General features: G+C 59.7%; 28 protein-coding genes. 18 read left to right on the plus strand and 10 right to left on the minus strand.

The window, feature by feature from the left end:
- Positions 1–48: 48 nt before the first annotated feature.
- Together ACR0AG_RS03705 and ACR0AG_RS03710 are read left to right on the plus strand one after the other, a co-directional pair.
- Positions 49–867 carry an MBL fold metallo-hydrolase gene (locus ACR0AG_RS03705; protein ID WP_480836870.1) on the plus strand — a complete coding sequence of 273 codons (819 nt, stop codon included), beginning with the start codon at positions 49–51 and terminating at the stop codon, positions 865–867.
- A gap of 38 nt (positions 868–905) precedes the next feature.
- Positions 906–2,321: an FAD-binding oxidoreductase gene (locus ACR0AG_RS03710; RefSeq protein WP_480836553.1), complete on the plus strand. Its 1,416-nt coding sequence runs from the start codon at positions 906–908 to the stop codon at positions 2,319–2,321.
- 44 nt (positions 2,322–2,365) lie between these two features.
- Here the strand turns inward: ACR0AG_RS03710 and ACR0AG_RS03715 are convergent, their stop codons facing one another.
- Both ACR0AG_RS03715 and ACR0AG_RS03720 read right to left on the minus strand, forming a co-directional pair.
- Positions 2,366–2,848 carry a fasciclin domain-containing protein gene (locus tag ACR0AG_RS03715; RefSeq protein WP_480836555.1) on the minus strand — a complete coding sequence of 161 codons (483 nt, stop codon included), beginning with the start codon at positions 2,846–2,848 and terminating at the stop codon, positions 2,366–2,368.
- Positions 2,849–3,018: 170 nt separating this feature from the next.
- Entirely contained in the window at positions 3,019–3,558 is a 540-nt protein-coding gene (locus ACR0AG_RS03720) for an adenine phosphoribosyltransferase (protein ID WP_480836557.1), read from the minus strand.
- 322 nt (positions 3,559–3,880) lie between these two features.
- On the opposite strand from ACR0AG_RS03720, the gene ACR0AG_RS03725 reads away from it, so the two are divergent.
- Positions 3,881–4,054 carry a hypothetical protein gene (locus ACR0AG_RS03725; protein WP_480836559.1) on the plus strand — a complete coding sequence of 58 codons (174 nt, stop codon included), beginning with the start codon at positions 3,881–3,883 and terminating at the stop codon, positions 4,052–4,054.
- Positions 4,055–4,063: 9 nt separating this feature from the next.
- Here the strand turns inward: ACR0AG_RS03725 and ACR0AG_RS03730 are convergent, their stop codons facing one another.
- Complete coding sequence (locus tag ACR0AG_RS03730; RefSeq protein WP_480836561.1) at positions 4,064–4,693, minus strand: LysE family translocator; 630 nt, start codon at positions 4,691–4,693, stop codon at positions 4,064–4,066.
- 45 nt (positions 4,694–4,738) lie between these two features.
- Positions 4,739–5,755, minus strand: a complete 1,017-nt coding sequence (locus ACR0AG_RS03735) for a DUF418 domain-containing protein (protein WP_480836563.1) — start codon at positions 5,753–5,755, stop codon at positions 4,739–4,741.
- 252 nt (positions 5,756–6,007) lie between these two features.
- Between ACR0AG_RS03735 and ACR0AG_RS03740 the strand changes: the two genes are divergently transcribed.
- Positions 6,008–6,868, plus strand: coding sequence for an alpha/beta hydrolase (locus ACR0AG_RS03740; RefSeq protein ID WP_480836565.1), 861 nt, complete (start codon positions 6,008–6,010; stop codon positions 6,866–6,868).
- A gap of 3 nt (positions 6,869–6,871) precedes the next feature.
- On the opposite strand, the gene ACR0AG_RS03745 is transcribed toward ACR0AG_RS03740, so the two are convergent.
- The gene (locus tag ACR0AG_RS03745) at positions 6,872–7,744 is read right to left on the minus strand and encodes an S-methyl-5'-thioadenosine phosphorylase (protein WP_480836566.1); all 873 of its coding nucleotides are present in this window, start codon (positions 7,742–7,744) and stop codon (positions 6,872–6,874) included.
- A gap of 205 nt (positions 7,745–7,949) precedes the next feature.
- Between ACR0AG_RS03745 and ACR0AG_RS03750 the strand changes: the two genes are divergently transcribed.
- Entirely contained in the window at positions 7,950–9,584 is a 1,635-nt protein-coding gene (locus ACR0AG_RS03750; protein WP_480836568.1) for a SulP family inorganic anion transporter, read from the plus strand.
- Positions 9,585–9,630: 46 nt separating this feature from the next.
- Here the strand turns inward: ACR0AG_RS03750 and ACR0AG_RS03755 are convergent, their stop codons facing one another.
- The gene (locus tag ACR0AG_RS03755; protein ID WP_480836570.1) at positions 9,631–10,236 is read right to left on the minus strand and encodes a flavin reductase family protein; all 606 of its coding nucleotides are present in this window, start codon (positions 10,234–10,236) and stop codon (positions 9,631–9,633) included.
- 72 nt (positions 10,237–10,308) lie between these two features.
- Here ACR0AG_RS03755 and ACR0AG_RS03760 point away from each other — a divergent pair, with 72 nt between their 5' ends.
- The 5 genes from ACR0AG_RS03760 to ACR0AG_RS03780 all read left to right on the plus strand — a co-directional run bounded on the left by ACR0AG_RS03760 (position 10,309) and on the right by ACR0AG_RS03780 (position 13,341).
- Positions 10,309–10,803, plus strand: a complete 495-nt coding sequence (locus tag ACR0AG_RS03760; RefSeq protein WP_480836572.1) for a GNAT family N-acetyltransferase — start codon at positions 10,309–10,311, stop codon at positions 10,801–10,803.
- Positions 10,804–10,856: 53 nt separating this feature from the next.
- Positions 10,857–11,606: an EcsC family protein gene (locus tag ACR0AG_RS03765; protein ID WP_480836574.1), complete on the plus strand. Its 750-nt coding sequence runs from the start codon at positions 10,857–10,859 to the stop codon at positions 11,604–11,606.
- A 72-nt stretch (positions 11,607–11,678) separates the two neighbouring features.
- Positions 11,679–12,176 (plus strand): NUDIX hydrolase, encoded by a 498-nt coding sequence (locus ACR0AG_RS03770; RefSeq protein ID WP_480836576.1) that lies wholly within the window; start codon positions 11,679–11,681, stop codon positions 12,174–12,176.
- A 72-nt stretch (positions 12,177–12,248) separates the two neighbouring features.
- Positions 12,249–12,698, plus strand: coding sequence for a DUF1178 family protein (locus ACR0AG_RS03775; RefSeq protein ID WP_480836578.1), 450 nt, complete (start codon positions 12,249–12,251; stop codon positions 12,696–12,698).
- 4 nt (positions 12,699–12,702) lie between these two features.
- Complete coding sequence (locus ACR0AG_RS03780) at positions 12,703–13,341, plus strand: SDR family NAD(P)-dependent oxidoreductase (RefSeq protein ID WP_480836579.1); 639 nt, start codon at positions 12,703–12,705, stop codon at positions 13,339–13,341.
- On the opposite strand, the gene ACR0AG_RS03785 is transcribed toward ACR0AG_RS03780, so the two are convergent.
- Positions 13,335–13,691: a hypothetical protein gene (locus ACR0AG_RS03785; RefSeq protein ID WP_480836581.1), complete on the minus strand. Its 357-nt coding sequence runs from the start codon at positions 13,689–13,691 to the stop codon at positions 13,335–13,337. The two genes, ACR0AG_RS03780 and ACR0AG_RS03785, sit on opposite strands and share 7 nt — an antisense overlap.
- Positions 13,692–13,847: 156 nt before the next feature.
- On the opposite strand from ACR0AG_RS03785, the gene ACR0AG_RS03790 reads away from it, so the two are divergent.
- From ACR0AG_RS03790 to ACR0AG_RS03815, 6 genes are all read left to right on the plus strand, one after another.
- Positions 13,848–15,086, plus strand: coding sequence for an aspartate kinase (locus tag ACR0AG_RS03790; protein WP_480836583.1), 1,239 nt, complete (start codon positions 13,848–13,850; stop codon positions 15,084–15,086).
- A 47-nt stretch (positions 15,087–15,133) separates the two neighbouring features.
- The gene (gene ptsP, locus ACR0AG_RS03795) at positions 15,134–17,377 is read left to right on the plus strand and encodes a phosphoenolpyruvate--protein phosphotransferase (protein ID WP_480836585.1); all 2,244 of its coding nucleotides are present in this window, start codon (positions 15,134–15,136) and stop codon (positions 17,375–17,377) included.
- A gap of 153 nt (positions 17,378–17,530) precedes the next feature.
- Positions 17,531–18,976, plus strand: coding sequence for a glucose-6-phosphate dehydrogenase (gene zwf / locus ACR0AG_RS03800; RefSeq protein ID WP_480836587.1), 1,446 nt, complete (start codon positions 17,531–17,533; stop codon positions 18,974–18,976).
- Between the two features lie 2 nt (positions 18,977–18,978).
- The gene (gene edd, locus ACR0AG_RS03805) at positions 18,979–20,784 is read left to right on the plus strand and encodes a phosphogluconate dehydratase (protein WP_480836588.1); all 1,806 of its coding nucleotides are present in this window, start codon (positions 18,979–18,981) and stop codon (positions 20,782–20,784) included.
- Positions 20,785–20,787: 3 nt separating this feature from the next.
- The gene (locus tag ACR0AG_RS03810; RefSeq protein WP_480836590.1) at positions 20,788–21,423 is read left to right on the plus strand and encodes a bifunctional 4-hydroxy-2-oxoglutarate aldolase/2-dehydro-3-deoxy-phosphogluconate aldolase; all 636 of its coding nucleotides are present in this window, start codon (positions 20,788–20,790) and stop codon (positions 21,421–21,423) included.
- A 51-nt stretch (positions 21,424–21,474) separates the two neighbouring features.
- The gene (locus ACR0AG_RS03815; RefSeq protein ID WP_480836591.1) at positions 21,475–22,674 is read left to right on the plus strand and encodes a pyridoxal-phosphate-dependent aminotransferase family protein; all 1,200 of its coding nucleotides are present in this window, start codon (positions 21,475–21,477) and stop codon (positions 22,672–22,674) included.
- Here ACR0AG_RS03815 and ACR0AG_RS03820 read toward each other — a convergent pair.
- Positions 22,671–23,780 (minus strand): pyridoxal phosphate-dependent aminotransferase, encoded by a 1,110-nt coding sequence (locus ACR0AG_RS03820; RefSeq protein ID WP_480836593.1) that lies wholly within the window; start codon positions 23,778–23,780, stop codon positions 22,671–22,673. The genes ACR0AG_RS03815 and ACR0AG_RS03820 overlap by 4 nt on opposite strands.
- A 131-nt stretch (positions 23,781–23,911) precedes the next feature.
- Between ACR0AG_RS03820 and ACR0AG_RS03825 the strand changes: the two genes are divergently transcribed.
- Both ACR0AG_RS03825 and ACR0AG_RS03830 read left to right on the plus strand, forming a co-directional pair.
- A complete protein-coding gene (locus ACR0AG_RS03825) occupies positions 23,912–24,694 on the plus strand; it encodes a crotonase/enoyl-CoA hydratase family protein (protein ID WP_480836594.1) in 783 nt (260 codons plus the stop codon).
- Positions 24,691–25,062 (plus strand): VOC family protein, encoded by a 372-nt coding sequence (locus ACR0AG_RS03830; protein ID WP_480836596.1) that lies wholly within the window; start codon positions 24,691–24,693, stop codon positions 25,060–25,062. Before ACR0AG_RS03825 ends, ACR0AG_RS03830 begins: the two co-directional genes overlap by 4 nt.
- Here the strand turns inward: ACR0AG_RS03830 and ACR0AG_RS03835 are convergent.
- Both ACR0AG_RS03835 and ACR0AG_RS03840 read right to left on the minus strand, forming a co-directional pair.
- Positions 25,059–25,391 (minus strand): DnaJ family domain-containing protein, encoded by a 333-nt coding sequence (locus tag ACR0AG_RS03835; RefSeq protein ID WP_480836598.1) that lies wholly within the window; start codon positions 25,389–25,391, stop codon positions 25,059–25,061. The genes ACR0AG_RS03830 and ACR0AG_RS03835 overlap by 4 nt on opposite strands.
- A gap of 39 nt (positions 25,392–25,430) precedes the next feature.
- The gene (locus ACR0AG_RS03840; RefSeq protein WP_480836600.1) at positions 25,431–26,594 is read right to left on the minus strand and encodes a benzoate/H(+) symporter BenE family transporter; all 1,164 of its coding nucleotides are present in this window, start codon (positions 26,592–26,594) and stop codon (positions 25,431–25,433) included.
- Between the last annotated feature and the right edge of the window lie 59 nt (positions 26,595–26,653).

Below are 26,653 nucleotides of genomic sequence, written 5' to 3' on the forward strand. Positions count from 1 at the left end.
AAAGAACAAGGGGCATGACTTGGCGGGCGTATGCGCTACACTCAGGTCATGCGGTGGATTGTTGTTGGGCTGATGTTGATTGCGGGTGGGGCGGTGGCGCAAGAGCGGCGACCGAGCCACTGCATCGCCATAGCGGATGCAGCACCCGGGATTGAGTACCTTCACAAGGCGGCATGGCAAGACCCTGTGCCGGAGTTTTCGGTTCGGATCAGCTATATCGCGCATGCGTCCTTTTTGATCCAGACGCAGGGCGGGTTGAACGCGGTGACGGATTTCACTGGTTTCATCGGATCCGCCGATCTGATCCCCGACGTGGTGACGATGAACCACGCCCACAGCACGCATTGGACCGCGCACCCGGACCCGGCCATCCCACACGTCCTGCCCGGCTGGGGCGAATTCGGCGAGGGGATTGAGCATCATCTGGACCTGGGCGAGTTGCTCGTGCGGAACGTGTCGACCGATATCCGGTCAGCCTTTGCCGGGGTTGAGGAGAAGGGCAACTCGATCTTCGTGTTTGAGGTTGAAGGGCTGTGCATCGGCCATCTGGGACATCTTCACCACGTGCCAACGGATGAACAATTTGCCGCCCTAGGGCGCTTGGACGTGGTCATGGCCGCCGTTGACGGGGGCACGACGATGCCGTTGCCCGAAATGATCTCGGTCCTGACGCGCCTGAAAAGTTCGGTCATCATACCGATGCACTGGTTCTCGGATTTTTCGCTGAACCGGTTTCTGGCCGATATTCGGGGCACTTTCCCGGTTGAACGGGACGGCGTGTCCGAGATCACAGTCTCGCTTCGCACGCTGCCCGACAGGCCAACGGTTGTGGTGCTTGAGCCGCAATACCTGATCGAACAGGAATAGGTCTTGCCGCCGCTTTGTTGCTGGGGCAAGGAACGGATATGAGTTTACACCCGGCAGATGAAACCTTTGGACGCCTGTTGCAGGACGATCTGGGTGACGAGATTTTGCGCCCGATCTCAGATGCCTATCTGGAAGAACCCCGGGGTCGTTTCAGGGGGCATGCCGGTTTGCTGGCGGTGCCGCGCAATGTCGAAGAGGTCTCTGTGTTGGTACGGCACGCCGGCCAAGCGCGCGTTCCAGTTGTGCCGTTTGGCGGCGGGACGGGGCTGGTTGGGGGTCAGGTAATGCCCGATGGTCCTGCGCCCATGCTGGTGTCGCTGGAGCGCATGACGGCCATTCGGGCGATCTATCCGACCGAAAACATCCTGATCGCCGAGGCCGGCGCCATTTTGGCAGACGTCCAGGCTGCTGCCGAGGATGCGGACCGCCTGTTTCCCCTGTCCCTGGCTGCGCAAGGGTCCTGCCGGATCGGGGGAAATCTGGCGACCAATGCGGGCGGCGTCAACGTGCTGCGCTATGGCAATGCCCGCGATCTGTGCCTGGGGCTGGAGGCGGTTCTGCCCAACGGAGAGATCTGGCACGGGTTGGGCCGTTTGCGGAAGGACAACACCGGGTATGACCTGCGTAACCTTCTGATCGGTGCCGAAGGCACGTTGGGGATCATCACCGCAGCCTCTCTCAAGCTGTTTCCGCGCCCGGCGGGGATCGGCACTGCGATGCTGTGTGTGCCCACGCCTGAGGCCGCAGTTGATCTGCTGAACCTCGCCCGCGATCAGGTTGGAGAAGCCGTCAGCGCCTTTGAATTGATCCACCGGCAAGGTCTGGATTTTCTGCATGAGGTCTTGCCTGATGTGCGTCAGCCCTTTGCCGACCCACCGGACTGGAGCGTGCTGATCGAGATTGGGTTGCCCGAAGGCCTTGATCCTTCGACTGCACTGGAAACCCTGTTCATGGCTGCGTCCGAGGCAGGTCTGGTGACCGATGGGGTGATTGCGCAGAACAGCACTCAACGAGACCAGATGTGGGCCGTTCGCGAGCTTATCCCCGAAGCGAACCGGCTGATCGGCTCGGTTTCCAGCCACGATATTTCGGTTCCGATTTCGCAGATCCCCGAATTCATCCAGCGCGGTCCGGGTGTGATCGCAAAGCTGGGGGAATTCCGCATCAACTGTTTTGGCCATCTGGGTGATGGCAATCTGCACTATAACGTCTTCCCGCCAAAAGGACGGGACAAGGCGGAGTTCGTCAATATCCGGGCCGAGGTTAAGCAGTCCGTGCACGATCTGGTGCATTCCTATGGCGGCTCGGTCAGTGCCGAGCACGGGGTGGGGCGGTTGAAGACGGGCGATCTTGAGCGCTATGGTGACCCGACCAAATTGCAGGCCATGCACGCGATCAAGGCCGCTTTGGACCCGCTGGGCATCATGAATCCCGGCGCTGTGGTCCCTATGTAGAAACGGCCCGGAACAGACCCGGGCCGTCTTTGACAACCACTCGATCACGAAGCAGGCAGGATCACCTTGTCGATCACGTGGATCACGCCGTTTTCAGCTTCGATATCGGCCTGAACAACTGTGGCGTCGTTGACCTTTACGCCGTCATCCAGATCGATGGTCACATCACCACCCTGAACTGTTGCTGCGGTCATGTCGTCGGACAGGTCGCCGGACATCACTTTGCCGGGCACCACATGATAGGTCAGGATCGCCACGAGCTGATCCTTGTTTTCCGGTTTCAGCAGGCTTTCAACCGTGCCTTCGGGCAGGGCGGCGAACGCCTCGTCGGTGGGGGCAAATACGGTGAAGGGGCCTTCGCCCTTGAGGGTATCCACCAGTTCAGCCGCTTGAACGGCTGCGACAAGCGTGCCAAACGTGCCCGCACCGACAGCGGTATCAACAATGTCTTTTTTGTTGCTGCCTGCGAAAGCAGTGGTCGAGAGCAAGACAGTGGCGACGCTGGCGACTGCGATTTTACGAAACATGATCAGTTTTCCCTTGTTGAGAATGCCTGATGTGGCATCATCAAGGGTACGGCATGATCCGGGTGAGGGATCACCGAAAGCGCACGTTTTATTGGGTTGAAAGCCGGACGAAACGGTCTAAGCCCGCGCTGTTTTCAGTGTCCAGTCAGGGATTCTGTACCGGCTTTGGCTCACAGACCTTCGAATTCGCACAGGACATGGACATCCATGCCCATCTCCTCCAGCACTTTGCGACCGCCCAATTCCGGCAGATCGATGATGAAGGCGCAGGACACGATCTCGCCGCCCAGCCGTTCGATCAGTTTTATCCCCGCCGCAGCCGTCCCACCAGTTGCCAGCAGATCGTCGACGACCAGTATCTTTTCACCGGCCTGAATGGCATCATCGTGGATCTCAACGATCGCCTCGCCATATTCTAGCTTGTAGTCCTGACTGATCGTGGTGCCCGGCAATTTGCCCTTTTTGCGGATCGGCACAAAACCGACGCTCATCTGATGGGCAATGGCGCCGCCCAGGATAAAACCGCGTGCCTCAAGGCCGACAACCTTGTCGATCTGCTCACCCGCGTAAGGGTGCAGCATCTGGTCAATGGCCATGCGAAATCCGCGCGGATCGGCAAACAAGGTCGTGACATCGCGGAACATGATCCCTTCATGCGGAAAATCCACGATAGTACGGATGTAATCCTTGACCGATTTGTTTCTGGACATTGGCGACCCCTTTGGCATCAAGACACGCCGGGCTGTTTGGCCCATCGGGGTCATCCATGCAAGACAACTTTGGCCTCAGGACTATTTCCGCGACTGTTTCATCGCATTCGGCAGGCCATAGTAGCGGTACAGAGCAGCTGGCAGCCAGGACAGGTGCGGTTTGCGCCAATTGCGTTGATCTCGCAAAAGAAATGCCTGAGCAGCATGAAGGTTCATTGCCAATTTCCTTTTTTTATAGTTAGGTGCCCGATACCTACAATATCTATGCGATGTATATACAATGCATTGCAATGTGAATCAAGTCCGAAGCGGAGCAAGTCGCGTGGCCAAGAAAGACGGAAAAGCGTCCAACAAGAAAAACAGCCAACTGGTCCTGCGCCTGGACAAGGATGAACGCGACGCTTTTGTTGAACTTTGCCGCGACCTCGATACTTCGGCCGCGCGTGAAATCCGGCGGTTTATTCGTGGGTTCATGAAGGAAAACGCGCAGAAATAAGCGGCCCGCTTATGTCGGTCGGCGCAAGACAGCCGTGGCAATTCCCATCCCGATCAGGGTCAGGCCGCCAAATCGCGTGATTGAGGTGATCACATTTGGCCGCCCGATCATGCGGCGCAGCCTGTCTGCCAGCAATGCATAGGCCAGCGCATTCAGCCAGGCCAGACCAACGAATGTCGCAATCAGGATCACAAACTGGGGCATCAGCGGCTCTGCCGGGCGCAGAAATTGCGGCACAAACGCGATGAAAAAGGCAATGGATTTCGGGTTCAGGGCCGTAACCGCCGCCGCGTGGCCAAACACACTACGGGCCGAAACGTCTCGATCCGATTTCAGGTCCTGCAAACCGCTCGACGGCGCGCTGCGCAACAGTTTCAGGCCCAACCACACCAGATAGACCGCGCCGACCCATTTCAGCGCCGTAAACAGCGTGGCAGAGGCCAGAACCAAAGCCCCAAGCCCCAGCAACGAGGCCATCATCGCCAGCAGGTCCCCGACCGCTACGCCCGTGGCGGACGCGACAGCAACGCTGCGCCCTTTGGACAGCGCGTAACTGAGGACCAACAGAACCGTTGGGCCCGGGATCAAAAGCAAAGCTGTGGAAGCGGCCACAAAGGCAAGCCAGAGGTCAAGTTCCATAGGTCATCCTTTTGCGACACAGCAAGCCCGCAAGACAGGGCAGGGTCAAGGGTTTTTGCCTTCGGTTAGCCGTCGCATCAGCGCCTCTAAGGGGCCACGCTTGAACCAACGAGACCAGACCAGCGCGTAAATGGCGCTGAGCAAACAAAACAACAGCGCATAGAGCAGGATCTGATCTGCGCTGAGCGACCCATCCAGCAAGCCTACCTCTTCCAGAATGCCCATGCCGATCAGAATATGGGCCATGTAGAGGGTCAGCGCCTGCCGCCCCGGCACCGCCATGGCTTGCGCCAGTGGCGTGCTCTCCAGCTTCTTCCACAGTTTCAGCAGCAGACCGATCACCACGCAGGAGGACCCCGCCCCAGCCATGATGTAGAATGGGCCGGGCGGAATGGATGCGGTGCCCAGATACGCAACAAGTTCGGGATCTGTAGCCAACTTATGTGGAAACACGGCCAAAACCGCCGCCCCAAAGCCCCACATGATCAGACGATGTTGAATGCAGAGGGTATGCAGCTCGGACCGTCCAATGGCCATGCCGATCAGCAGGAAAGCGGCCCAGGGAAGAACCGGATGCCAGCCATTGAAGACAGCGTTGCGCAGGAACCCCGACACCGTCCACAGATCAACGTAAGTCAGCGTGGCCCAATCCCATCCCGTCTCGTAGTCGAAGGTGAGATTGGCAATCACAGACAGCGCGACTATGGCCACCGCGCCAATCCAAAGGGCGCTGGGCCCTCGGGTCAGAAAGGCCGCGCCGACCACAAAATACAGTGCATAAAAATGCAGGATATCGGCATCGAAGATGGTCATGTTGATCAGGCCGAGGACGAACAGAAACGCGGCACGGCGCAACAACAAACCGCCCTTGATAGTGGACAGGCTGATGCCTATTCCGGCGAGGATCACAAAGAGCGCGGCGGCGCGCCCCTCCAGCGCATCGATAAAGGCATTCGCCCAACCCGATTGCGGCGCGACCTGTGCCGCGATCCGGAAATTGACCAATACCATACCGCAAAAGGCCAGAAAGCGGGCCGCGTCCAGTGCGTCGAGACGTTTCATACTGTACCCCGTTTTACGGTCTGCGCGCTCGAACCTGGACCGGCTCAGCACGGGCCTAACGATTTGATGTAAGACGCTAATCCAGCAAAAGGTGGCGACCGGCGGGCGGAGTTCAAGCATGCTGGTGACAAAAGACGCAAGCTTATGCATCGATGCAACAACCTAAAGATTGGGTTAACCTTTGAGGCCGATGCTTGAAACGGCCATGTAGGCACCCCGATCTAAGAAGGGACGGATCAATAGGAATGTGTAATGGCGCAGATGATGGAACCAGAACGGATGACAAACCAGCGCCGGGCCGGTGGGCGCGGTTTGCGGGTGTATCTTGTCACGCTGCTCGTCGCCGTTGGTCTGCTCTATGCGGGTGCCGTCGGCTACATGTATGTCAATCAGCGCGATATCCTGTTCAAACCGGGTGATGCGCTTGCTGATCCGAACACCATCGGCCTTGCGGATGTCGAGGCGCGGGCGGTTACGATGGCCGATGGCACGCAGATCATGACATGGTCAGCACCGCCAGCGAAGCCGGGTGCTCCAACGGTGTTGTTTCTGCATGGTCAGGGCGGCAGCTTGTCTGACCGCGCGGGACGGATGCGCGAAATTCTCAACAGCGGCTTCGGCCTGCTTGCCCCAAGCTATCGCGGTTATCCGGGCAGCGGGGGAGAGCCCAGCGAGGCTGCGTTGATTTCAGACGCGGTGGCGTTGTTTGATCAGCTGGATGCTGATGGCACAGCGGTGGTTCTGCATGGTCAAAGCCTTGGAACCGGTGTCGCTGCAGCGGTCGCCGCCCAACGCCCCGAAGCTGCGCTATTGGTGCTGGAAGCCCCGTTTACAGCCACGGTTGATGTGGCAGCCGAGAGATATCCGTGGCTGCCTGTTCATGCGCTGATGCAGGACCAGTTCGCGACGCGCGATATCGTTCAGGATATCGACGTGCCGATCCTGATCTTCCACGGCACCGATGACCAAACCGTCCCGGTTCAGCATTCTCAGTCTCTGCATGCTATGTCACCCGACAACACGCAGCTGTTCGTCGTTCCCGGTGGTGGTCACAACGACCTTTGGGGTCACGGCCTGTGGCAGGATGTACAGCGCGCGCTGGCCGCCAACTGACCGTCAGAGAACCCGCCCGGCCACCGCATCGAGCTTGGCCAGCAGGGCCGGGTCGCGCTTGTCCGGGGCAGTCAGGATCGCATATTCCAGTGCTCGGTCGCAGCCATGCGGGCAGGGGGCACGGTCCGAGCCCAGCAAAGCGGGCAATCCTTTGACCAGGGCGCGCCCTTTTTCGGCATTACCGGTGAGGGTGGCGATGATTGCGGTCACGTCAACCTCGCCATGGTCGGGATGCCAGCTGTCATAATCCGTCACCATCGCGACCGAGGCGTAACACAGCTCGGCCTCGCGGGCGAGCTTGGCTTCGGGCATATTGGTCATGCCGATCACGTCACAGCCCCACTGTTCTCGGTACATCTTGGATTCCGCCAGCGACGAAAACTGCGGCCCTTCCATCGCCAGATAGGTACCACCGCGGTGGACGGTGATGCCCGCAGCTTTGCCCGCCGTCTCACACGCATCCGAAAGGCGCGGGCAGGTCGGGTGGGCGACGCTCACATGCGCGACACAGCCGGTGCCGAAAAAGCTTTTTTCCCGGGCAAAAGTGCGGTCGATGAACTGGTCGACGATCACGAAATCCCCCGGCGCCATCTGTTCGCGGAACGACCCGCAGGCGGAAACCGAGATCACGTCGGTCACACCCAACCGCTTCAACGCGTCGATATTGGCGCGATAAGGCACCTCGGTCGGGGAATGCACATGGCCGCGCCCGTGCCGGGGCAGGAAGACCATGCCGACGCCATCCAGTTGCCCGGTCAGCACCTGATCCGAAGGCGTACCCCATGGGGTTTCTACCGTGACCCATTCCGCGTTTTCGAGACCATCTATGTCATAGATACCCGATCCGCCGATGACTGCGATCTTAGTTTGGGTCACGATTGTCCTCCGATGAAAAACCTGTTGAACGAGTTCTGAGGCGCGCGGCAGAATTTGACAAGTGGGTTCAGCAGTTTGTGAGTAAAGACCGCAAAGATATGCGCTTGGCGCATAGCAGGGTCCCGCCAGACGCTGTATCTAACGGCCTCAATGCCATGTAGAACGCCCCTTTCGCGCGAACCCATCGAACCGACAGGACCGATCCATGCCCCGAGCCTTGCTGGCAAGCTTTGCCAACCGTATCGCCATTCCCGATTTGCGTTGGATGCCGGATGAGGGGTTCTCGGTCTCTCGGGTCCGGATCGAACTGCTGTCTGGTCTGACGGTTGCCCTTGCATTGGTGCCCGAGGCCGTGGCCTTTGCCTTTGTCGCCGGCGTGCATCCTTTGGTTGGACTTTATGCAGCGTTCCTGGTCGGGCTGATTACCGCGCTGATCGGCGGACGACCCGGCATGATTTCGGGTGCGACCGGTGCGTTGGCCGTTGTCATGGTGGCTCTGGTTGCCGAACACGGGGTCGAATACCTGTTCGCCACTGTCGTTTTGATGGGCATCCTGCAAGTCATTGCAGGTGCAATGCACTGGGGCCGCTTTATCAGGCTGGTGCCGCATCCGGTGATGCTGGGCTTTGTGAACGGGCTGGCGATCGTGATCTTTCTGGCGCAGATGGGACAGTTCAAGGTTCCCGGAACCATGGAAAATACTGGCCATGGCGTGGGCGGTGGCGAGTGGCTTTCGGGCATGCAACTCTATACGATGCTGGGTCTTGTGGCGCTGACCATGGCGGTGATCTGGGTGATGCCGCGCATCACGCGCATCATTCCCGCCCCGCTGGCTGGCATCGTGGTCGTCGCGGCCATCGTTATCGGCATGGGCCTCGACGTCCCGCGCGTTGGTGATCTGGCATCGATCGAGGGAGGCCTGCCGGCGTTCCATATCCCGATGGTTCCGCTGAACTGGGAGACCTTCAACATCATCCTGCCCTACGCGGTCATCCTTGCTGCAATCGGGCTGATTGAATCGCTGCTGACCCTGAACCTTGTGGGTGAGATCACGGGCAAACGCGGTGGAGCCTCGCAGGAATGCATTGCGCAGGGTGCGTCGAATATTGTCACCGGCTTCTTCGGCGGCATGGGCGGCTGCGCCATGATCGGCCAGTCGATGATCAATGTGAAATCCGGTGGGCGCACGCGGATTGCAGGCATCGCAGCGGCGCTGTTTCTGCTGATCTTCATCTTGTTTGCATCTCCACTGATTGAACAGATTCCGCTGGCTGCGCTTGTCGGCGTGATGTTCATGGTGGTGATCGGCACCTTTGCCTGGAACTCGTTCAAGATCCTGCTCAAGGTTCCGGCGATGGACGCGTTTGTCATCATCCTTGTCACGGTTGTGACGGTGATGGAGGACCTTGCCGTTGCCGTGGTGGTCGGTGTGATCGTCTCGGCCCTGGCCTATGCGTGGAACAATGCCAAGCGCATTCACGCCGTCACACGGGAATCAGAGACCGAAAAAGGTGCGAAGGTCTATGAGATCCAGGGCCCGCTGTTCTTCGGCTCGTCTGATGGGTTCGTTGAGCTGTTTGACATCGCAAATGATCCTGAAACCGTCATCGTCGATTTTGCTGAAAGCCGAGTTGTGGATCAATCTGCCCTGCAGGCCATTGAAAACATCGCCGCGAAATACGAGGCGGCAGGCAAGCGCGTGATGCTGCGCCACCTCAGCCACGACTGCCACAGATTGCTCAACAAGGCCGGTCACCTGATGGTCGACAGCGACGATGACCCGGATTACGGCCTGGCGGTGGACTATTCTGTTCGCACCGGCATTCTGGGCGGTCACTAAAGCCCCGCGGGGCGCAGCAGAGGCCGCGCCCCGCGCTTAAATAGGGCTATTCGTCAGGTCGCGACAGCGAGAACACGTCGGATACCACCGAATAGTCCCGATACCCGAGGCGGGCCAGCGGTGTGAAGGATGTGACATCAAACTTGCCGTCGCGAATATGCGCGTCGTCCAGATGCACACCGGTCACCTCACCGAACACCACCAGATTTGACTCGCCGGGCAAAGTCACGATCTGGGTCAACTTGCATTCCAAAGCCGCGGGAACCCCGGCGATACGCGCGCAGGGTATCGTTTCGCATTCGATTGGGGTCAGCCCCGCATGGGTGAATTCGTCTTCATGTTTTGCCAGACTGGCTGAGGATGCATTCATCGCATCGCGATGCGCGTGGGAAACCACATTGACGCAAAAGACGCCGGTTGCCCTGATGTTGGCGATGCTGTCCTTGGTGTTGTCCTGATCGGGCTTCGCTCCGGTCGAGGCGAACATGACCTGCGGCGGAACATAGGCCACAGCGTTAAAGAACGAATAGGGTGCCAGATTGTTGATCCCATCCGCATCGCGTGAGGATATCCACCCAATCGGGCGCGGTGTGACAATGGCATTGAAAGGATTGTGCGGCAGGCCGTGGCCGTCTTCGGGGCGATAGAACATAAGATCTCCAAGCGTTTGCCCAAGGCGTAACGAAGTGCTAGGGCGATTGCCAGCAAGGAAAAGAGGGCAGGGGTGCAGCAGTTCGATATCAGGCCTGAGACGCCGGATGACTGGTGGGAGGTCGAGGCGCTCTATGACTTGTGCTTTGCGCCGGGGCGCGAGGCTTTGTCGTCGTATCGCCTGCGCGACGACGTGCCGCCCGTTCCGGGGCTGTCACTGGTTGTGCGGGATGGTCAGGGCATTCTGGCTGGCGCAATCCGGTTCTGGCCTGTTCACGTGGGCGATCACGATGCGCTATTGCTGGGCCCGGTCGCAGTACACCCCACGCATCAGGGCGAAGGGTTGGGTGGATATCTGATCCACGCCGGAATTGATGCAGGCCGCAAACAAGGCTGGAAACGGGTCATGTTGGTGGGGGATGCGCCCTATTACAAACGGTTCGGGTTCGCTCCGTTGGCTGGCGTGGACATGCCGCCCCCGACCAACCCGGACCGTGTTTTGGGCCTGGAACTGACACCCGGTAGCTGGGGTGCAATACAAGGGCCAGTGACCCGCTGGATGCGCTGAACTATTGAAAACTGAACGCAAAGTGCCGATCTTTCAAAGCAAGGAGGGCACATATGCAGGACGTTGTTCTGATCGAAAAAGTCGATCCTGAGGCCGAGTTGGATCGGCTTGCAACCCATTACAGGAACGCTGGGGGAGCTGGCGTGAAATTGCTGAACCGCTTGGGTGGCTCGGCGGAATCCCTGTTGGATCGATTGCCTGAGCCGGTTCGCGATGGCCTGACCGAAGCGACCGAGCAAGCCCTGTGGTTTTCAATGCATGCAGCGCAAGGATCACGCCGCGCAGTGCCGGATCAATTGCCATGGGTCAACACGGCTGTGACCACCGCAATGGGGGCTGCCGGTGGGCTGGGCGGGATGTCGTCTGCCTTGCTGGAACTGCCCGCGACCACCACGATGATGCTGCGGTCAATTCAAGGGGCCGCGGCCCGTGAAGGCTTTGATCCGGCAGCGGAAAACGTGAAGTTTGACTGTATCCGCGTGCTGTCCGCAGCAGGTCCTCTGTCCGAGGATGACGGGGCCGATCTGGGCTTTTTCTCGATGCGCCTGGCCTTGACCGGGCCAACCATGCAGCGGGTGATCGCCGCAGTGGCCCCCCGTTTGTCCGTTGTGCTGGGCAAAAAGCTGGCTGCCCAATCGGTGCCCGTTCTGGGCGCGTTGGCCGGGGGTGGCACCAACTATATCTACACGCGATACTATCAGCAGATCGCTCAGGTCCACTTCGGGCTGCGCCGTCTGGCTATCGATGCCGATATTCCTCAGGACGAGCTTATTCACCGCCTGACGCGCCGGGTCCTGCCCTAATCCCGGGCTTGGTGCGCAACGCTTCATGTGGTAGTTTTCTTCATGAAAGCCGCAAAATAAGCGGAATGGCCGATGAATCTCGGCCTGATTGAGGGGTGCATTTTCGTGTTGAACGCGCGACTACAGACGAATTGGGGCGCACAGGCGCGGGGCCTGCCCGTTTTGGCGCAGTCCGCAGCGCTGTGTCATCGCACCGTTCGGGGCCGCATTGAGGTTTTGTTGATCACCACGCGGCGGTCCCGCAGTTGGGTTATCCCGAAAGGCTGGGTGAGCGAAGGGCTTACTGCCGCAGAAACGGCGGCGCAGGAGGCATGGGAAGAAGCCGGTGTGCTGGGGCTATGTTCAAAACATCCAATTGGCCAGTTTTCCTACATCAAAAATCGACCCGCCAAGGGGGAGGCTTTCTGTGTGGTGGATGTTTATCCGCTGCGGGTGCAAAAGCTGCTGAGCCATTTCCCCGAGGCGGGCGAGCGCCGGCTTAGATGGCGGGCCCCGCAAAAGGCAGCCCGCCGCGTCCGGTCGCGGGAATTGGCAGATTTGTTAAGTGACTTTAAGGTCAATCCGAATTGAATGATCCCCGGAAGGACTTGATCTTACCTGGCCTCCCGGTATCTATTCGGCATCCGAGGATGTAGACCCACCATGATTCAATACGCGCTCAAATGTTGCAACGGACATAGTTTTGACAGCTGGTTTCAGTCGGCTGAAGCCTATGACAAACTTGCGTCAGCAGGCATGGTGACCTGCGCGGTTTGCGGCAGCACAGAGGTTGAAAAGGCGATCATGACGCCACGGGTCCGTCCGGCCAGAAACGCGGCCCCGGTTGCTGATGCGCCGGTGCCGGATCGCGTGGATGTGGCGACGCCTTCTCCGGAAATCGAAAAAGTTCTGTCTGAACTGCGCCAAAAGGTCGAAGATAATTCCGACTATGTTGGAAAGAACTTTGCCAGTGAAGCCCGCAAGATGCATGTGGGCGATGCGCCGGAACGCGCCATCTATGGCGAGGCAAAGCCGGAAGAGGCGCGCGCCCTTGTGGATGACGGCGTACCGATCGCGCCTTTGCCATTCATCCCCTCCCGAAAAACGAACTGAGCCTATGCATGTATTGATCACCGGAGCGAACCGCGGCATCGGGGCAGGCCTGGCCGAGCGCTACCGCGGCATGGGTCACGATGTGACAGGGACTGCGCGGGATGACAGCGCGCAGATCCGGCTGGATGTCACCAATCCGGATCATCACGCGGATATTGCAAAGACGCTGGAGGGTCGCCTGATCGATCTGCTGGTCTGCAATGCCGGTGTGTATCTGGACAAGGGGCACGGCATTGACGAATACCCGGCTGAGATGTGGGCACAAAGCTTTGCCACCAACGTGACCGGAGTGTTTCTGACCATCCAGGCGCTGTTGCCGAACGTAAAGGCGGCCAGAGGCAAGATCGCTATTCTGTCGTCGCAGATGGCCTCGCACACGCGAGCGCAGGGCGGCAGCTATATCTACCGGGCTTCAAAGGCTGCGGTGTTGAATCTGGGGCGGAATCTGGCAACCGATCTGCGACCTGACGGTGTTGCGGTGGGCATCTATCATCCAGGCTGGGTGCAAACGGATATGGGCGGCAGCGCTGCCGACATTACGGCCGATCAGGCCACGGGCGGGCTGATCGACAGATTTGAAACCCTCAACCTTGAAACCACCGGGTGTTTCGAGACCTGGGAGGGCAAACCCCACGCTTACTGAGGGTTCAGTGCGGCTGTTGGGATCTCATAAACCTCGCCGGGCGCCAGGAATACGATCATCGTTCCGCCTGATACTTCATAGCTGATCTTGACTGGCAAACTGCTTGAGGTCGGCACCCCATCGGTAAAGTAGATGTTGCGTGTGTCCCCGGTGGGCAGCAGCACGGCCAGAGTTGTGGTGCCATCGTCGCGACGCCGCAATTCTGCATTGCAACTGGTCAGCGGCTCGCCTGCGATGGCGGCGCAGGGGATGGTCCCCAGCGCATTCTTGCCGTCGGTGCCGGATTGGGTGGCGACCTGAGCGCTTGCTGCGGATGAGATCAGGGTCAGGGCCAAAGCAAATCGATACATGAAATCCTCATATCCTAAGATGTTGCGACAAGGCTGGCACCCGGCGGCGGGGATGTAAAGCCGCGCTGAACGGTCGCTTTGCCCACTTGCCCTTGTGGCCCCCCTCGCATAAGAGGCTCGGGACCTGAATTCCAAGGCGCGGAGACTTCATTCCCAATGCCCTTACTCGTAATGAAATTCGGTGGCACGTCCGTTGCCAATCTTGACCGCATCCGCCGCGCGGCAAAGCGCATTGGTGTTGAAGTGGCCAAGGGATACGACGTGATCGTTATCGTCTCGGCCATGTCGGGCAAAACCAACGAATTGGTGGGCTGGGTGAATGAAACCTCGCCCCTGTTTGATGCACGTGAATATGATGCGGTCGTGTCCTCGGGCGAGAATGTCACCGCCGGTTTGATGGCGCTGACGCTGCAGGAAATGGACATTCCGGCACGCAGTTGGCAAGGCTGGCAGGTGCCTCTGTTGACCACGAGCGCCCACAGCCAGGCACGGATCGAAGAGATCCCGACAGAAAACCTGAATCAGAAGTTTGGCGAGGGCATGAAGGTTGCCGTGGTCGCAGGCTTTCAGGGCCTCAGCCCCGAGGGTCGGATCACCACTCTGGGCCGGGGCGGGTCGGATACCACCGCGGTGGCCTTTGCCGCGGCCTTTGGTGCCGAGCGGTGCGACATTTATACGGATGTGGACGGCGTCTATACCACCGACCCCCGCATCTGCGAGAAAGCACGCAAACTGGACCGCATTTCGTTCGAGGAAATGCTGGAGCTGGCCTCGCTTGGGGCAAAAGTGCTTCAGACCCGCTCGGTCGAGCTGGCGATGCGTTACAAGGTGAAACTGCGCGTTCTTTCGAGTTTTGAGGAACAATCCGACGAGGCCGGCACGCTGGTCTGCGATGAGGAGGATATCATGGAATCCAATGTTGTGGCCGGTGTGGCCTATTCCCGTGACGAGGCAAAGATGACCGTTGTGTCCGTGGCTGACCGTCCGGGCATCGCCTCGATCATTTTCACGGCGCTCAGCGATGCAGGTGTGAACGTCGACATGATCGTTCAGAACATCTCGGACGAAGGGCGCACGGACATGACCTTTTCCTGCCCGACCGATCAGGTTGCGCGCGCTGAACAGGCCCTGCTGGCCATCAAGGAACAGGGTGAGCTGAACTATGCCGAGCTGGTCGCCGACGAAGATGTCTGCAAGGTGTCCGTCGTAGGGATCGGGATGCGTTCGCAATCCGGTGTTGCGGCCAAAATGTTCAAGGTGCTCTCGGATGAGGGGATCAACATCAAGGTCATTACAACCTCTGAGATCAAAATTTCCGTTCTGGTCGACAGGAAATACATGGAACTTGCTGTTCAGGCGCTGCATGATGCGTTTGAACTGGACAAGGCGGCCTAAGCTTTTTGAGCCACAGGTCTCGCCGGAAACCGTAGTGTGGGTGGGCGATGGCAGACGGCACGGAAACAGAATCACGCAAGCTGCTGGTGCGGCTGCGCGAGGCTATGGCCAGCGAATCGGCAGGTCAGGAGCGGCTGGATCGGATCACGCATCTGATTGCGGACAGCATTCAGGCCGAGGTTTGCTCGATCTACCTGTTCCGGGACGAAGAAACGCTTGAGCTGTGTGCGACAGAAGGCCTGTCACCTGAGTCTGTGCACAAAACGCGCCTTCGGCTGGGCGAAGGGCTGGTTGGCCGTGTGGCTAAATCCGGCAAGGTCGTCAACGCCGCCGATGCGCCGTCGACCAAGGGCTTTCGCTATATGCCGGAAACCGGCGAGGAACGGTTTACGTCCTTCCTTGGTGTGCCCGTTCAGCGCCTGGGTGAAAAGCTGGGCGTTCTGGTGGTGCAGTCGCGTGAAACACGCAAATTCACCGCCGACGAGATCTATGCACTGGAAGTGGTAGCCATGGTTCTGGCCGAGATGGCTGAGCTTGGGGCCTTTGTGGGCGAAGGGGCCGCCCTGTCGCCGTTGCACCAGCAATCTGTTCTGCTGCGCGGTGGCCCGGCGCAGGAAGGGTCAGCCGAAGGGCATGTCTGGTTGCATGAGCCCCGCGTTGTCGTGACCAACCCGATTGCCGACGATCCCCATCGCGAGCGTGAACGCTTGAACGAAGCCGTAGAAGAGCTGCGCGTGGGCGTCGACAAGATGCTTGAGATTTCACAGGGCGGCGACAAGGAACAGCTGCAGGTTCTCGAAGCCTACCGCATGTTTGCCAATTCCAAAGGGTGGATGCGGCGCATGGAAGAGGACATCGCGCTGGGCCTCAGCGCCGAAGCGGCGGTAGAGAAAGAACAATCGCAAGCCCGCGCCCGAATGAGCCAAGTCTCGGACCCTTATCTGCGCGAGCGTCTGGCCGATCTGGATGACCTCAGCAACCGTTTGCTGCGCATTCTGACGGGGCAGGGCAACGGCAATGGCGCGGATCTGCCCGCCGATCCGATCCTGATTGCCCGCAACATCGGCCCCGGCGATTTGCTGGAATATGGCCGATCGCTCAAAGGCATTGTGTTGGAGGAAGGTTCGGTCGGCAGTCATGCCACCATCGTCGCGCGCGCCCTTGCCATCCCGCTTGTGGTGCACGTGGGTCGCATCACGACCGAGGCGCTGAATGGGGATCACATTCTGGTCGATGGCGATCAGGGCGTTGTTCATTTGCGCCCCGAAGACACAGTCGTCGGTGCCTTTCGGGACAAGATCGCGATGCAGGCCGAAGCGCAAGAACGCTATGCCTCGATCCGCGAAACTCCCACTGTTACCCGGGATGGCGAACGCCTGAGCCTTGTGATGAACGCGGGTCTGATGGCTGATCTGCCCTCGCTCAGCACTTCTGGGGCGGAGGGCGTGGGGCTGTTTCGGACCGAGTTGCAATTTTTGGTGCGCAACCAGATGCCGCGCCGATCTGAACTTGTCTCGCAATATCAACGCGTTCTGGATGCCGCAGGCGAAAAGCGGGTTGTGTTCCGCACGCTGGATATCGGGTCGGACAAAGTTCTTCCCTATATGAAACATGTGGATGAGCCGAACCCTGCTCTGGGATGGCGCGCCATTCGGGTCGGCCTGGACAAGCGCGGCGTCATGCGGATGCAGCTTCAGGCGCTGATACGGGCAGCGAATGGCCGCCCCCTGACGGTGATGTTCCCATTCGTGGCCCAAGCGGATGAATTCCGTGAGGCGAAACGGGAGGTCGACAAAACCATCGAGCGTGAAAAGCGACTTGGGCACGTGCTGCCGGAAACGCTTGAAATCGGTGCAATGCTTGAGACGCCGTCGCTGGGGTTTGCACCACAGAAATTCTTTGACGAGGTCGATTTCATCTCAATCGGTGGCAACGACCTGAAACAGTTCTTTTTCGCCGCCGACCGGGAGAATGAGCTGGTCCGGCGCCGCTACGATACGTTGAATGTCAGTTTCCTCAGCTTTATCGAGCGGATCGTGGAGCGTTGCACGATTTCGAATACGCCTCTCAGTTTCTGTGGCGAGGATGCAGGCCGCCCGGTTGAGGCCTTGTGCCTTGCAGCGATGGGCATTCGCGCGCTGTCGATGCGTCCCGCATCAATCGGTCCGGTCAAAAGCCTGCTGTTGCGGTCCAATCTGCAGGACGTGCGCAAGATCATTGCGGATTCGCGCCATCGCGGAGAGCAATCGGTGCGTCCCGCGGTTATGGAGTGGCTGCGCAGCCAGGGGTAGGCTCAAAAAGCGAAGTCTTCGCAATTCTATGCTTGATTTCCTGCTTGGGTCTTTCTATTTACGCCGTGAATGTTAGCGATAACATGAGGTGATGACCGGTTTGGTGAGCCAAAACCGACACCTCGCGGCAAACTCGAAGAAGGGAGCCTGTTCATGGTTTCACGCGTAATTCCGGTTCCCCCGTTTGACCTGGTCCTGTTTGGTGCCACAGGCGATCTGGCGCAGCGCAAGATCCTGCCGGGGCTGTATCACCGCTTTGAGGTTGGCCAGATGCCTGAAGAGGCCCGTATCATCGGAACGGCAAGGTCCAAAATCGGGACGGATGCGTTCCGTCAGCAGGTTCAGGCATCGATGAAAGCGTTCTTGCCGGAATTCAAACAGGATGTTCTGGACCGGTTTCTGGACCGGGTCGAGTATGTCCCGGTGGATGTTTTGGGCGACGACGGTTGGTCTGAATTGGTTGCTGCAATCCGGCCGGACACGGTGCGGGCCTTTTATCTGTCCGTCGGGCCGAAACTGTTTTCTGGCATTGCGCAACGGTTGAACGATCACGGGTTGGCGACACCGGACAGCCGCATCGTTGTCGAGAAACCATTTGGAAACGATCTGGCCTCGGCCAAGGCGCTGAATGCCGGCTTGCGGGCCTGTTTCGAAGAGCATCAGATTTATCGCATCGATCACTATCTGGGCAAAGAAACCGTTCAGAACCTGATGGCCTTGCGGTTTGCCAATTCCCTGTTCGAACCGCTCTGGAACGCCACGCATATTGACCATGTTCAGATCACGGTGGCGGAAACCGTGGGCGTCGAGGGGCGCGGAGCCTACTATGATCAATCCGGCGCCATGCGGGACATGATCCAAAACCACCTGGTGCAGCTTTTGTGCCTGACCGCGATGGAGCCGCCGTCGAAATTCTCTCCAAACGCCGTGCGGGACGAAAAGGTTAAAGTGATCGAAGCGCTGGAGCCGGTCGATGCGTCTGGTATTGCGCGTGGTCAGTATCGCGCCGAAAGCGGGGGCGACGGATATCTGGATCATGTCGGCGACCCGGACAGCACGACGGAGAGCTTCATCGCCCTAAAGGCTCAGATCGGCAACTGGCGCTGGGCGGGGGTCCCGTTTTATCTGCGCACCGGAAAACGTCTTCGGGCGCGGGAATCCGAGATTGCGGTGTTCTTCCGCGACCCGCCGCACACGATCTTTCCCAATGTTGGGCCATTGCGCGGCAATGTGCTGGTCATCCGCCTGCAACCGGACGAGGGCATTACCCTGCGGACGACCATCAAGGATCCCGGGCCTGGCGGGTTCCGATTGTCTGACGTCTCGCTGGATATGAGTTTTGCCGAGGCTTTGGGCAACGATGCCCGGGCCCAGGACGCGTATGAGCGGTTGATCATGGATGTAATCCGTGGCGACCAGACCCTGTTCATGCGCGGGGACGAAGCCGAGGCGGCGTGGGCCTGGGTCGATCCAATCATCCACGGATGGGAAGAGCGGGGCGATCGCCCATCTCCTTATGATCAGGGCAGTTCCGGCCCTGAAGACGCCTTGATGCTGATGCATCGCGACGGTCGCCGCTGGCGCCAGATCGGAGGGTAATCATGGTCCATACCGTCATAAATGATGTCACCCAGCGCATTATCGACCGCAGCGCAACCTCGCGCAGAACCTATCTTGAACGCATGGATATGGCGCGTCAGGCCGGACCGGCGCGGGGGCATTTGTCATGCAGTGGTCAGGCACATGCCTATGCAGGCGCGGGGGAAGATCAATCCGCTATGGCAACCGGCACGGCCGGAAACCTTGGCATTGTCACAGCCTATAACGACATGCTGTCGGCACATCAGCCGTTTGAACGCTATCCCGAGTTGATCCGCCAGGCGATCCGGGCCGCAGGGGGCACCGCTCAGGTCGCGGGTGGCGTGCCTGCCATGTGCGACGGGGTCACACAAGGTGAGGCCGGGATGGAATTGTCCCTGTTCTCGCGCGATGTCATTGCACTGGCCGCCGCGGTCTCGCTGAGCCATAATACCTATGACGCCGCTGTTTTTCTGGGCGTCTGTGACAAGATCGTTCCCGGTCTTGTCATTGCGGCGCAAAGCTTTGGTCATTTGCCCGCTGTGTTTTTGCCCGCAGGCCCGATGACCAGCGGATTGCCAAATGATGAAAAGGCCAAGGTCCGTCAGAAATTCGCCGCCGGAGAAGTGGGGCGGGCGGAACTGATGGCGGCCGAAATGGCCGCTTATCATGGCCCCGGAACCTGTACCTTTTACGGCACCGCCAACACCAATCAGATGCTGATGGAATTCATGGGACTGCACCTGCCGGGTTCCAGCTTTATCAACCCCAATACACCGCTGCGTGACGCATTGACCGAAGAAGGCGCGCGCCGCGCTTTGTCGCTCAGCGCTTTGGGCAATCACTATACTCCGGTGTGCCAGATCCTAGACGAACGCGCCTTTGTGAACGGGATCGTTGGCCTGATGGCAACCGGCGGTTCAACAAACCTGTTGATCCACCTGATCGCGATGGCGCGTGCGGGTGGTATCGTGCTCGACTGGCAGGACTTTTCCGATATTTCCGGAATTGTGCCGCTGGTGGCGCGGGTTTATCCGAATGGGCTGGCGGATGTGAACCATTTCCATGCAGCTGGTGGTTTGGGTTATTGCATCAGCACCCTGCTCGAGGACGGCTTACTGCACCCCGACACGTTGACCGTTGCGGGGCAGGGCCTGCAAAACTACACCAAAGAACCCAAGCTGATTGACGGTGAGTTGGTGTGGCAGGACGGCGCGGGGCACAGCCTAAATGAGAAAATTGTCCGTTCGGCCAAAGACCCATTCCAACCCACCGGCGGGCTGTCGCGCCTGACGGGAAATCTGGGTACAGGCGTTATGAAGGTCTCGGCCGTTGCACCTGAACATCAGGTTGTGGAGGCCCCCGTGCGGGTCTTCCACGATCAGGATGACGTCAAAGCGGCGTTCAAGGCGGGTGAGTTCACGGGTGATGTCATTGTCGTTGTGCGATTTCAGGGCCCAAAAGCCAATGGAATGCCCGAATTGCACTCGCTGACACCGATCCTGTCGATTCTGCAGGGCCGGGGGCACAAAGTGGCGTTGGTGACCGATGGGCGCATGTCGGGCGCGTCGGGCAAAGTGCCCGCAGCCATCCATGTCTGCCCCGAGGCGCTGGATCAGGGGCCGATTGCCTATCTTCGGGACGACGATCGTATGCGTGTGGACGCGGTTGCCGGGGAGTTGGAAATTCTGACCGAAGGCGTGTTTGACCGCGCCCCCGCCACCGCAGACTTGTCAGCAAACCAATTTGGAACCGGACGCGACCTGTTTGGCGCGTTCCGCAATGCCGTAGGCGCGGCTGACACCGGCGCCAGTATTTTCGGAGCTTGAGTGATGTCCCCCAAAACCGAACGTACCCGTGAAATCTGTGCCTTGGCGCCCATCGTGCCCGTATTGGTTGTTGATGACGCCGCACAGGCGCGCCCACTGGCCGAAGCTCTGGTTACAGGCGGCTTGCCCGCGCTTGAGGTGACATTGCGCACGCCTGCCGCATTGGATGTTATCCGCGAAATGGCCCAGGTGCCGGGCGGTGTGGTCGGCGCGGGTACTCTGGTGACGCCAGATGACGTGCGCGCCGCGAAAGAGGCAGGGGCCCAGTTCGGGGTGTCACCGGGCGCGACCGATGCCCTGATCGCTGCGTGTGAGGCCGAGGGCCTACCCCTGCTGCCCGGCGCTGCCACCGCGTCCGAGGCGATGCGCCTGCTGGAACAGGGCTATGACATGCTCAAGTTTTTCCCCGCCGAAGCCTCCGGTGGCGCGCCTGCGTTGAAAGCCATCGGTGCACCTCTGCCCCAGATCACCTTTTGTCCAACGGGCGGAGTTTCTCCTGCCAATGCAATGGATTACCTGTCGCTGTCGAATGTTGTTTGCGCAGGTGGCAGCTGGGTCGCACCAAAACAGATGGTGGTTCAGGGCGATTGGGCCGGGATCGAAACACTGGCGCGTGAGGCTGCAGCCCTGGCGCATTGACGCCGCCTGCCGTGGCGCTAGTGTGGGCGCACATTCAGGCAGGATGCTCTTATGAACGATCACCATTCGCTGGCCCAGGGGCGCAGCTATCTTGCGATACCGGGTCCGTCCGTGATCCCCGATGCGGTTTTGCAGGCCATGCATCGTCCGTCACCCAATATTTATGATGGCGCGTTGATCGAAATGATGCCTGCACTGACCGCGGATCTGTGTCGTGTGGCTCGCACCCAGCACAATGTCGCGATCTATATCGCCAATGGGCACGGCACGTGGGAGGCGGCCCTGTCCAACGTCGTAGCACCCGGTGAAACCGTGCTTGCACCTGCGTCGGGCCGCTTCACCCACGGATGGGCGGAAATGGCCGAGGGCATTGGGGCCGAAGTCGAATTGATCGACTTTGGCACCTCAGCACCCTGGGACATGGATCGCATTGCTGAGGCGCTGCGCGCCGACAACGAGAACAAGATCAAGGCTGTGTTGGCGGTTCACGTGGACACGTCCAGCTCGATCCGCAATGACATCCCCGCATTGCGTGCGCTCTTGGACGATTTGGATCATCCCGCGCTGTTGATGGCAGACTGCATCGCCTCGCTGGGATGCGAACCGTTCGAGATGGACGCCTGGGGTGTCGATGTCATGGTCACAGCTTGCCAGAAGGGATTGATGACTCCGCCGGGAACCGGGTTTGTTTTCTTCAATGACAAGGCGCAGGCAAAACGGGCCAAGATGCCGCGCGTTTCGCAATATTGGGATTGGCAACCGCGCGCCAACCCTGAACTGTTCTATCAGTTTTTCAACGGCACCGCGCCGACCCACCACCTTTACGGCCTTCGGGCCGCGTTGGACATGATCCACGCTGAAGGGATCGAACATGTCTGGTCCCGGCACGCCGTGCTGGCCCGCGCCATTTGGTCCGCTTGCGAGGTATGGGCCGAGGGCGGTGCGCTGCATCTGAACGTAGCCGACCGGGCCTATCGCAGCCACGCCGTCACAGCGCTGAGTTTGACGGGTGGGCGCGGAACGCCATTGCGTCAGTTCACGGAACACAATCTTGGTCTGACCCTTGGCATCGGTCTGGGCATGGAAGATCAGGAAAGCTGTTTCCGCCTGGGTCACATGGGGCATGTGAACGCGCAGATGATCATGGCCATGCTGGGCGGGGTCGAGGCCGGGCTTGCCGCCCTGAACATTCCGCGTGGGTCTGGTGCGCTTGAGGCAGCGGCCCGGGTGCTGGCCGGTCAGGACGGTTAGCAGTTCTGCGCCGTTTTCAGCGCCTCGGGTAAAGCGGCTGCGAATTTGTCCAGATCAGCGGATGTTCCGCAACTGATGCGGATGCACCGATCCTGTGGCGCGACAAAAGGCATTCGGACAAAGATGCCCAGATCTGTAAGCGCGGCCAGAAAGGATCGCGCAAAATCTCCGCCTGCGCCACAATCGATGGCCACAAAGTTTGTGGCCGAGGGAAGAGGCGTCAACCCATTGTCCTGTGCGATCTGACTGATCCGGTCACGCGCATCTGCGATCTGTTTCAACACGTGATCCAGCCATTGCGCATCCTGCAACGCCGCCAGAGCGCCGACTTGCGCGGCGCGGTTCATGCCAAAGTGATTGCGCACCTTGTTGAAGGCAGACACAAGATCAGGCGCACCAATGGCATATCCGACCCGGGCCCCTGCCATGCCGTAAGCCTTTGAAAACGTGCGCATACGAATAACACGCGGGTCATCCGCCGCAACGGGCACGGCAGTTCCCGCCGGTGCGCATTCCACATAGGCCTCATCCAGCACCAAAAGGCAGCCCTCGGGCAGCGCCTCCATCCATGTCAGAATGTCCGACCCGGAATGCCAGGTTCCCATCGGATTGTCGGGGTTGGCCAGATAGACCAGCTTTGCATCTAACTCGGCCGCTTTCGCGAACAGGGCCTTGGGGTCTTCGTGATCTGCCGCATAGGGCACCTTGTGCAGCACGCCGCCATACCCGGCGACATGGAAATTGAAGGTTGGATACGCCCCGTCCGACGTTACGACCGCATCACCGGGGCTGACCATCAGCCGCACCAGATAGCCCAGCAGACCGTCAATGCCTTCGCCGACAACGATGTTTTCCGGTCGGATCTGGTGATGTGCCGCCAGCGCATGGCGCAAATCATGGTTTTCGGGATCGCCATACATCCAGATGTCAGACGCGGCAGATTGCATGGCCGCAATGGCCTTGGGCGAGGTGCCAAACACGTTTTCATTGGCACCCAAACGCGCCGAGAACGCCGCGCCGCGCTGACGCTCCTGCGTTTCGGGGCCCACAAAGGGAACCGTTGCGGGCAAGGACTGGGCAAGGGATGTGAACCGGGGACCTGTCATGCCCGCAGATAATCGGATGCCGACAGGATGAGCAAGCCCCCCGCCCGAACGCAAGTTTTGCCCTGACGTCGCAGTGGAATTGCGACGCGCTTTCAGGGCATGGTTGGGAAAACACCGTCACGGAGGCCGGAATGGCGCGCGTAACCGTCGAATACAAAGATCACATTGCCCATGTCACGCTGACCCGCGGTGACAAGATGAACGCGTTGGATGACGCCATGATCAAGGCGATCCTGTCTGCCGGGCAAGAGGTCGCGGCCTCTGACGCCCGTGCCGTTGTGCTGTCGGGCGAGGGCAAAAGTTTTTGCGCCGGGCTCGACATGGCGAGCTTTGCAACGATGGCGCAGAAAGACACGACCGAATGGCTGATGACCCGCAGCCACGAGGACGCGAACGAAATGCAGGAACTTGCGCTGACATGGCGGCGCGTTCCCGTGCCGGTGATTTGTGCGATTCAGGGCGTGGCCTATGGCGGCGGTCTGCAAATCGCGCTGGGCGCGGATATCCGCATCGCGCATCCCGATAGCAAACTGGCGGTGATGGAGATGAAATGGGGGATCATCCCGGACATGGGCGGAATGGTCCTGCTGCCGCATCTCGTGCGCTCGGACGTGCTGCGCCTTCTGACCTATACCGCACGTCCCATCGGTGCCCCGCAAGCGGCAGAGTGGGGGCTGGTCACCAAGCTCTCGGACGACCCCTTGACCGAGGCGCTGGCGTTGGCCGAAGACATTGCGGGCAAAAGCCCCTCGGCGATCCGCGCCGCCAAGCGTCTGATCGACGTGGCCGAAAGCCGGTCACGCGCCGAGGTGCTGTTGGAGGAATCATCCGAGCAAGTCGAGTTGATCGGCAAACCGGATCAGATGGAGGTCGTCATGGCCCAAATGCAGGGCCGCAAGCCCGAGTTCAAATGACCGCCGCGGCCATCACGCGCGTGATTCTATACACCAAGCGCATTGAAGATATGGTGCGTTTCTACAAGGAACATTTTGGCTACGTCGCCCGGCAAACGTCCGGGGATCGCATCGTTGAGCTTGTCCCGCCATCGAGTGGGGCACATCTGTTGCTGCATCCAGCCGCAAAATCCGCACGCGAAGGGCAAGCTGCCGTTAAACTTGTTTTTGATGTGCAAGACGTGCCGGCGTTTTGCGCTCAAGCAGCGGAAAACGGGCTGATTTTCGGTACGATTCACAAGGCGGACGGCTATGAGTTTGCCAATGCAAAAGATCCGTCAAAGAACTCGATTTCAGTGTCCAGCCGGGCTCACGTCGACATTGTCTAACGCATAAACGCCCGCCGTGCGTCGCGGGCCATGTTGTAGCGCATTTCCAACTCGGCCATTTCCGCCATTGCCGCCTTACGGTCCTCGGGGTCGGTCAGGTTGGCATAGGCTTTGCGGACGGCGTCGAGCTGTTTCTTGATCTCGAACTCTTCCGGCAGAACCCCGGCCTGAGCCATAATCCGATGGCCAGCCGCAAGTGCGGGATCGCTTTGCGCTTCCGAGGATCGGTCAGGCAGGGGTTGGCCTTCGCCCTCCAGCCCCTCTAACTGCCCTTCGGCTTGTGCCTTTCTGATCTGGCGTTCCACCAGTTTTCCAAACGAACCCAGCATGGGCCAAGTTTACGCAATCAACGCGGCAGGCGAAAGCGTTTAGCGCACCCGCTTGCCCAAGAAATAGACAAGCCCGCCGACGGCCAGCCCCCAGACAGCGGCCCCCAAACCGAATGCGGTGATGCCTGAGGCGGTGATGGCAAAGGTCAACACGGCGGCTTCCCGCTCGGCCGGAACCTCAAGCGCCGCGAAGGTTGCGTTGGCCATCACGCCGATCAAGGCGACCCCGGCCAATGTGCCCATCAACAGAGGGTCGGCATGGGCAGCAAAGCTGGTGATGGCGACGGCAAAGATGCCGAAGATGCAGTAGAATACGCCACCCATGATCGCTGACCAATAGCGCAGCGCGGGGTTGGGATGGCTATCTTCGTTCGAACACATCGCAGCCGTGATCGCCGCCAGACAGGTCGCCGGAGCGCCAAACGGCGCCGATACCATGCTTGTGCCGCCAACAGCCGAGAACAGCTTGCCCGGATTTGGCGCATAGCCAAAGCTGCGCATGACGGCGATGCCGGGGATGTTCTGTGTGGCCATGGTCACGATGAACAGGGGCAAACCGATCCCGATGGCAGAGGCGAGCGAGAAGCTGGGCATGGTCCAGACCGGAGCCGCGATCAGTTGCTCAGGTCTGATCGAGCTTTCCCCGGCATTCAAAATGACCACGATTGCAGCAGCCAGAACGGCTGCGGGAACCGCGAACAGCCGATTGATCCGGCCCGCGATAAACCAGGTCAAAATCACCGGAAGCGCTTGCCATGGCAATTCCACAGCCGCTTTGAATGGCACGATGCACAAGGGCAGCAACACACCGCCCAGCATCGCCTGGGCCAGGGTGGTCGGAATCGCCGCAGCCAACCTTCCAAGTGGGCGCCAAAGCCCCGCGAAAACGGTCAAGGCTCCGGCGCACAGGAATGCGCCAACCGCGCCCGAAAACCCCTCCTGCGGGGCGGCAGAGACAGCAAGTAGGGCGACGCCCGGTGTCGACCACGCCACGCTGATCGGTTGTTTGTACCAAAGGCTGAGCACAATCGCCGCCAGCCCCATTGCAACCGCCGCCATCATCAGACCTGACGCGGATTCCGTCGCCGAGGCCCCCATCGCGTTCAACCCCTGCAGCACAATCGGGAATGAGCTGAAAAAACCGACAACGGCCACAACAAGGCCGGTCGACACCGTTTGCATCGGAGGAAAAGCACGCGTCATCAAAGCCTCGGTTTTGTTCCTCCGACTTGCTATCAATCGCAAGCCGCTGTGAACAAGGG

The sequence above is a fragment of the Ruegeria sp. H6 genome, assembly GCF_056532975.1.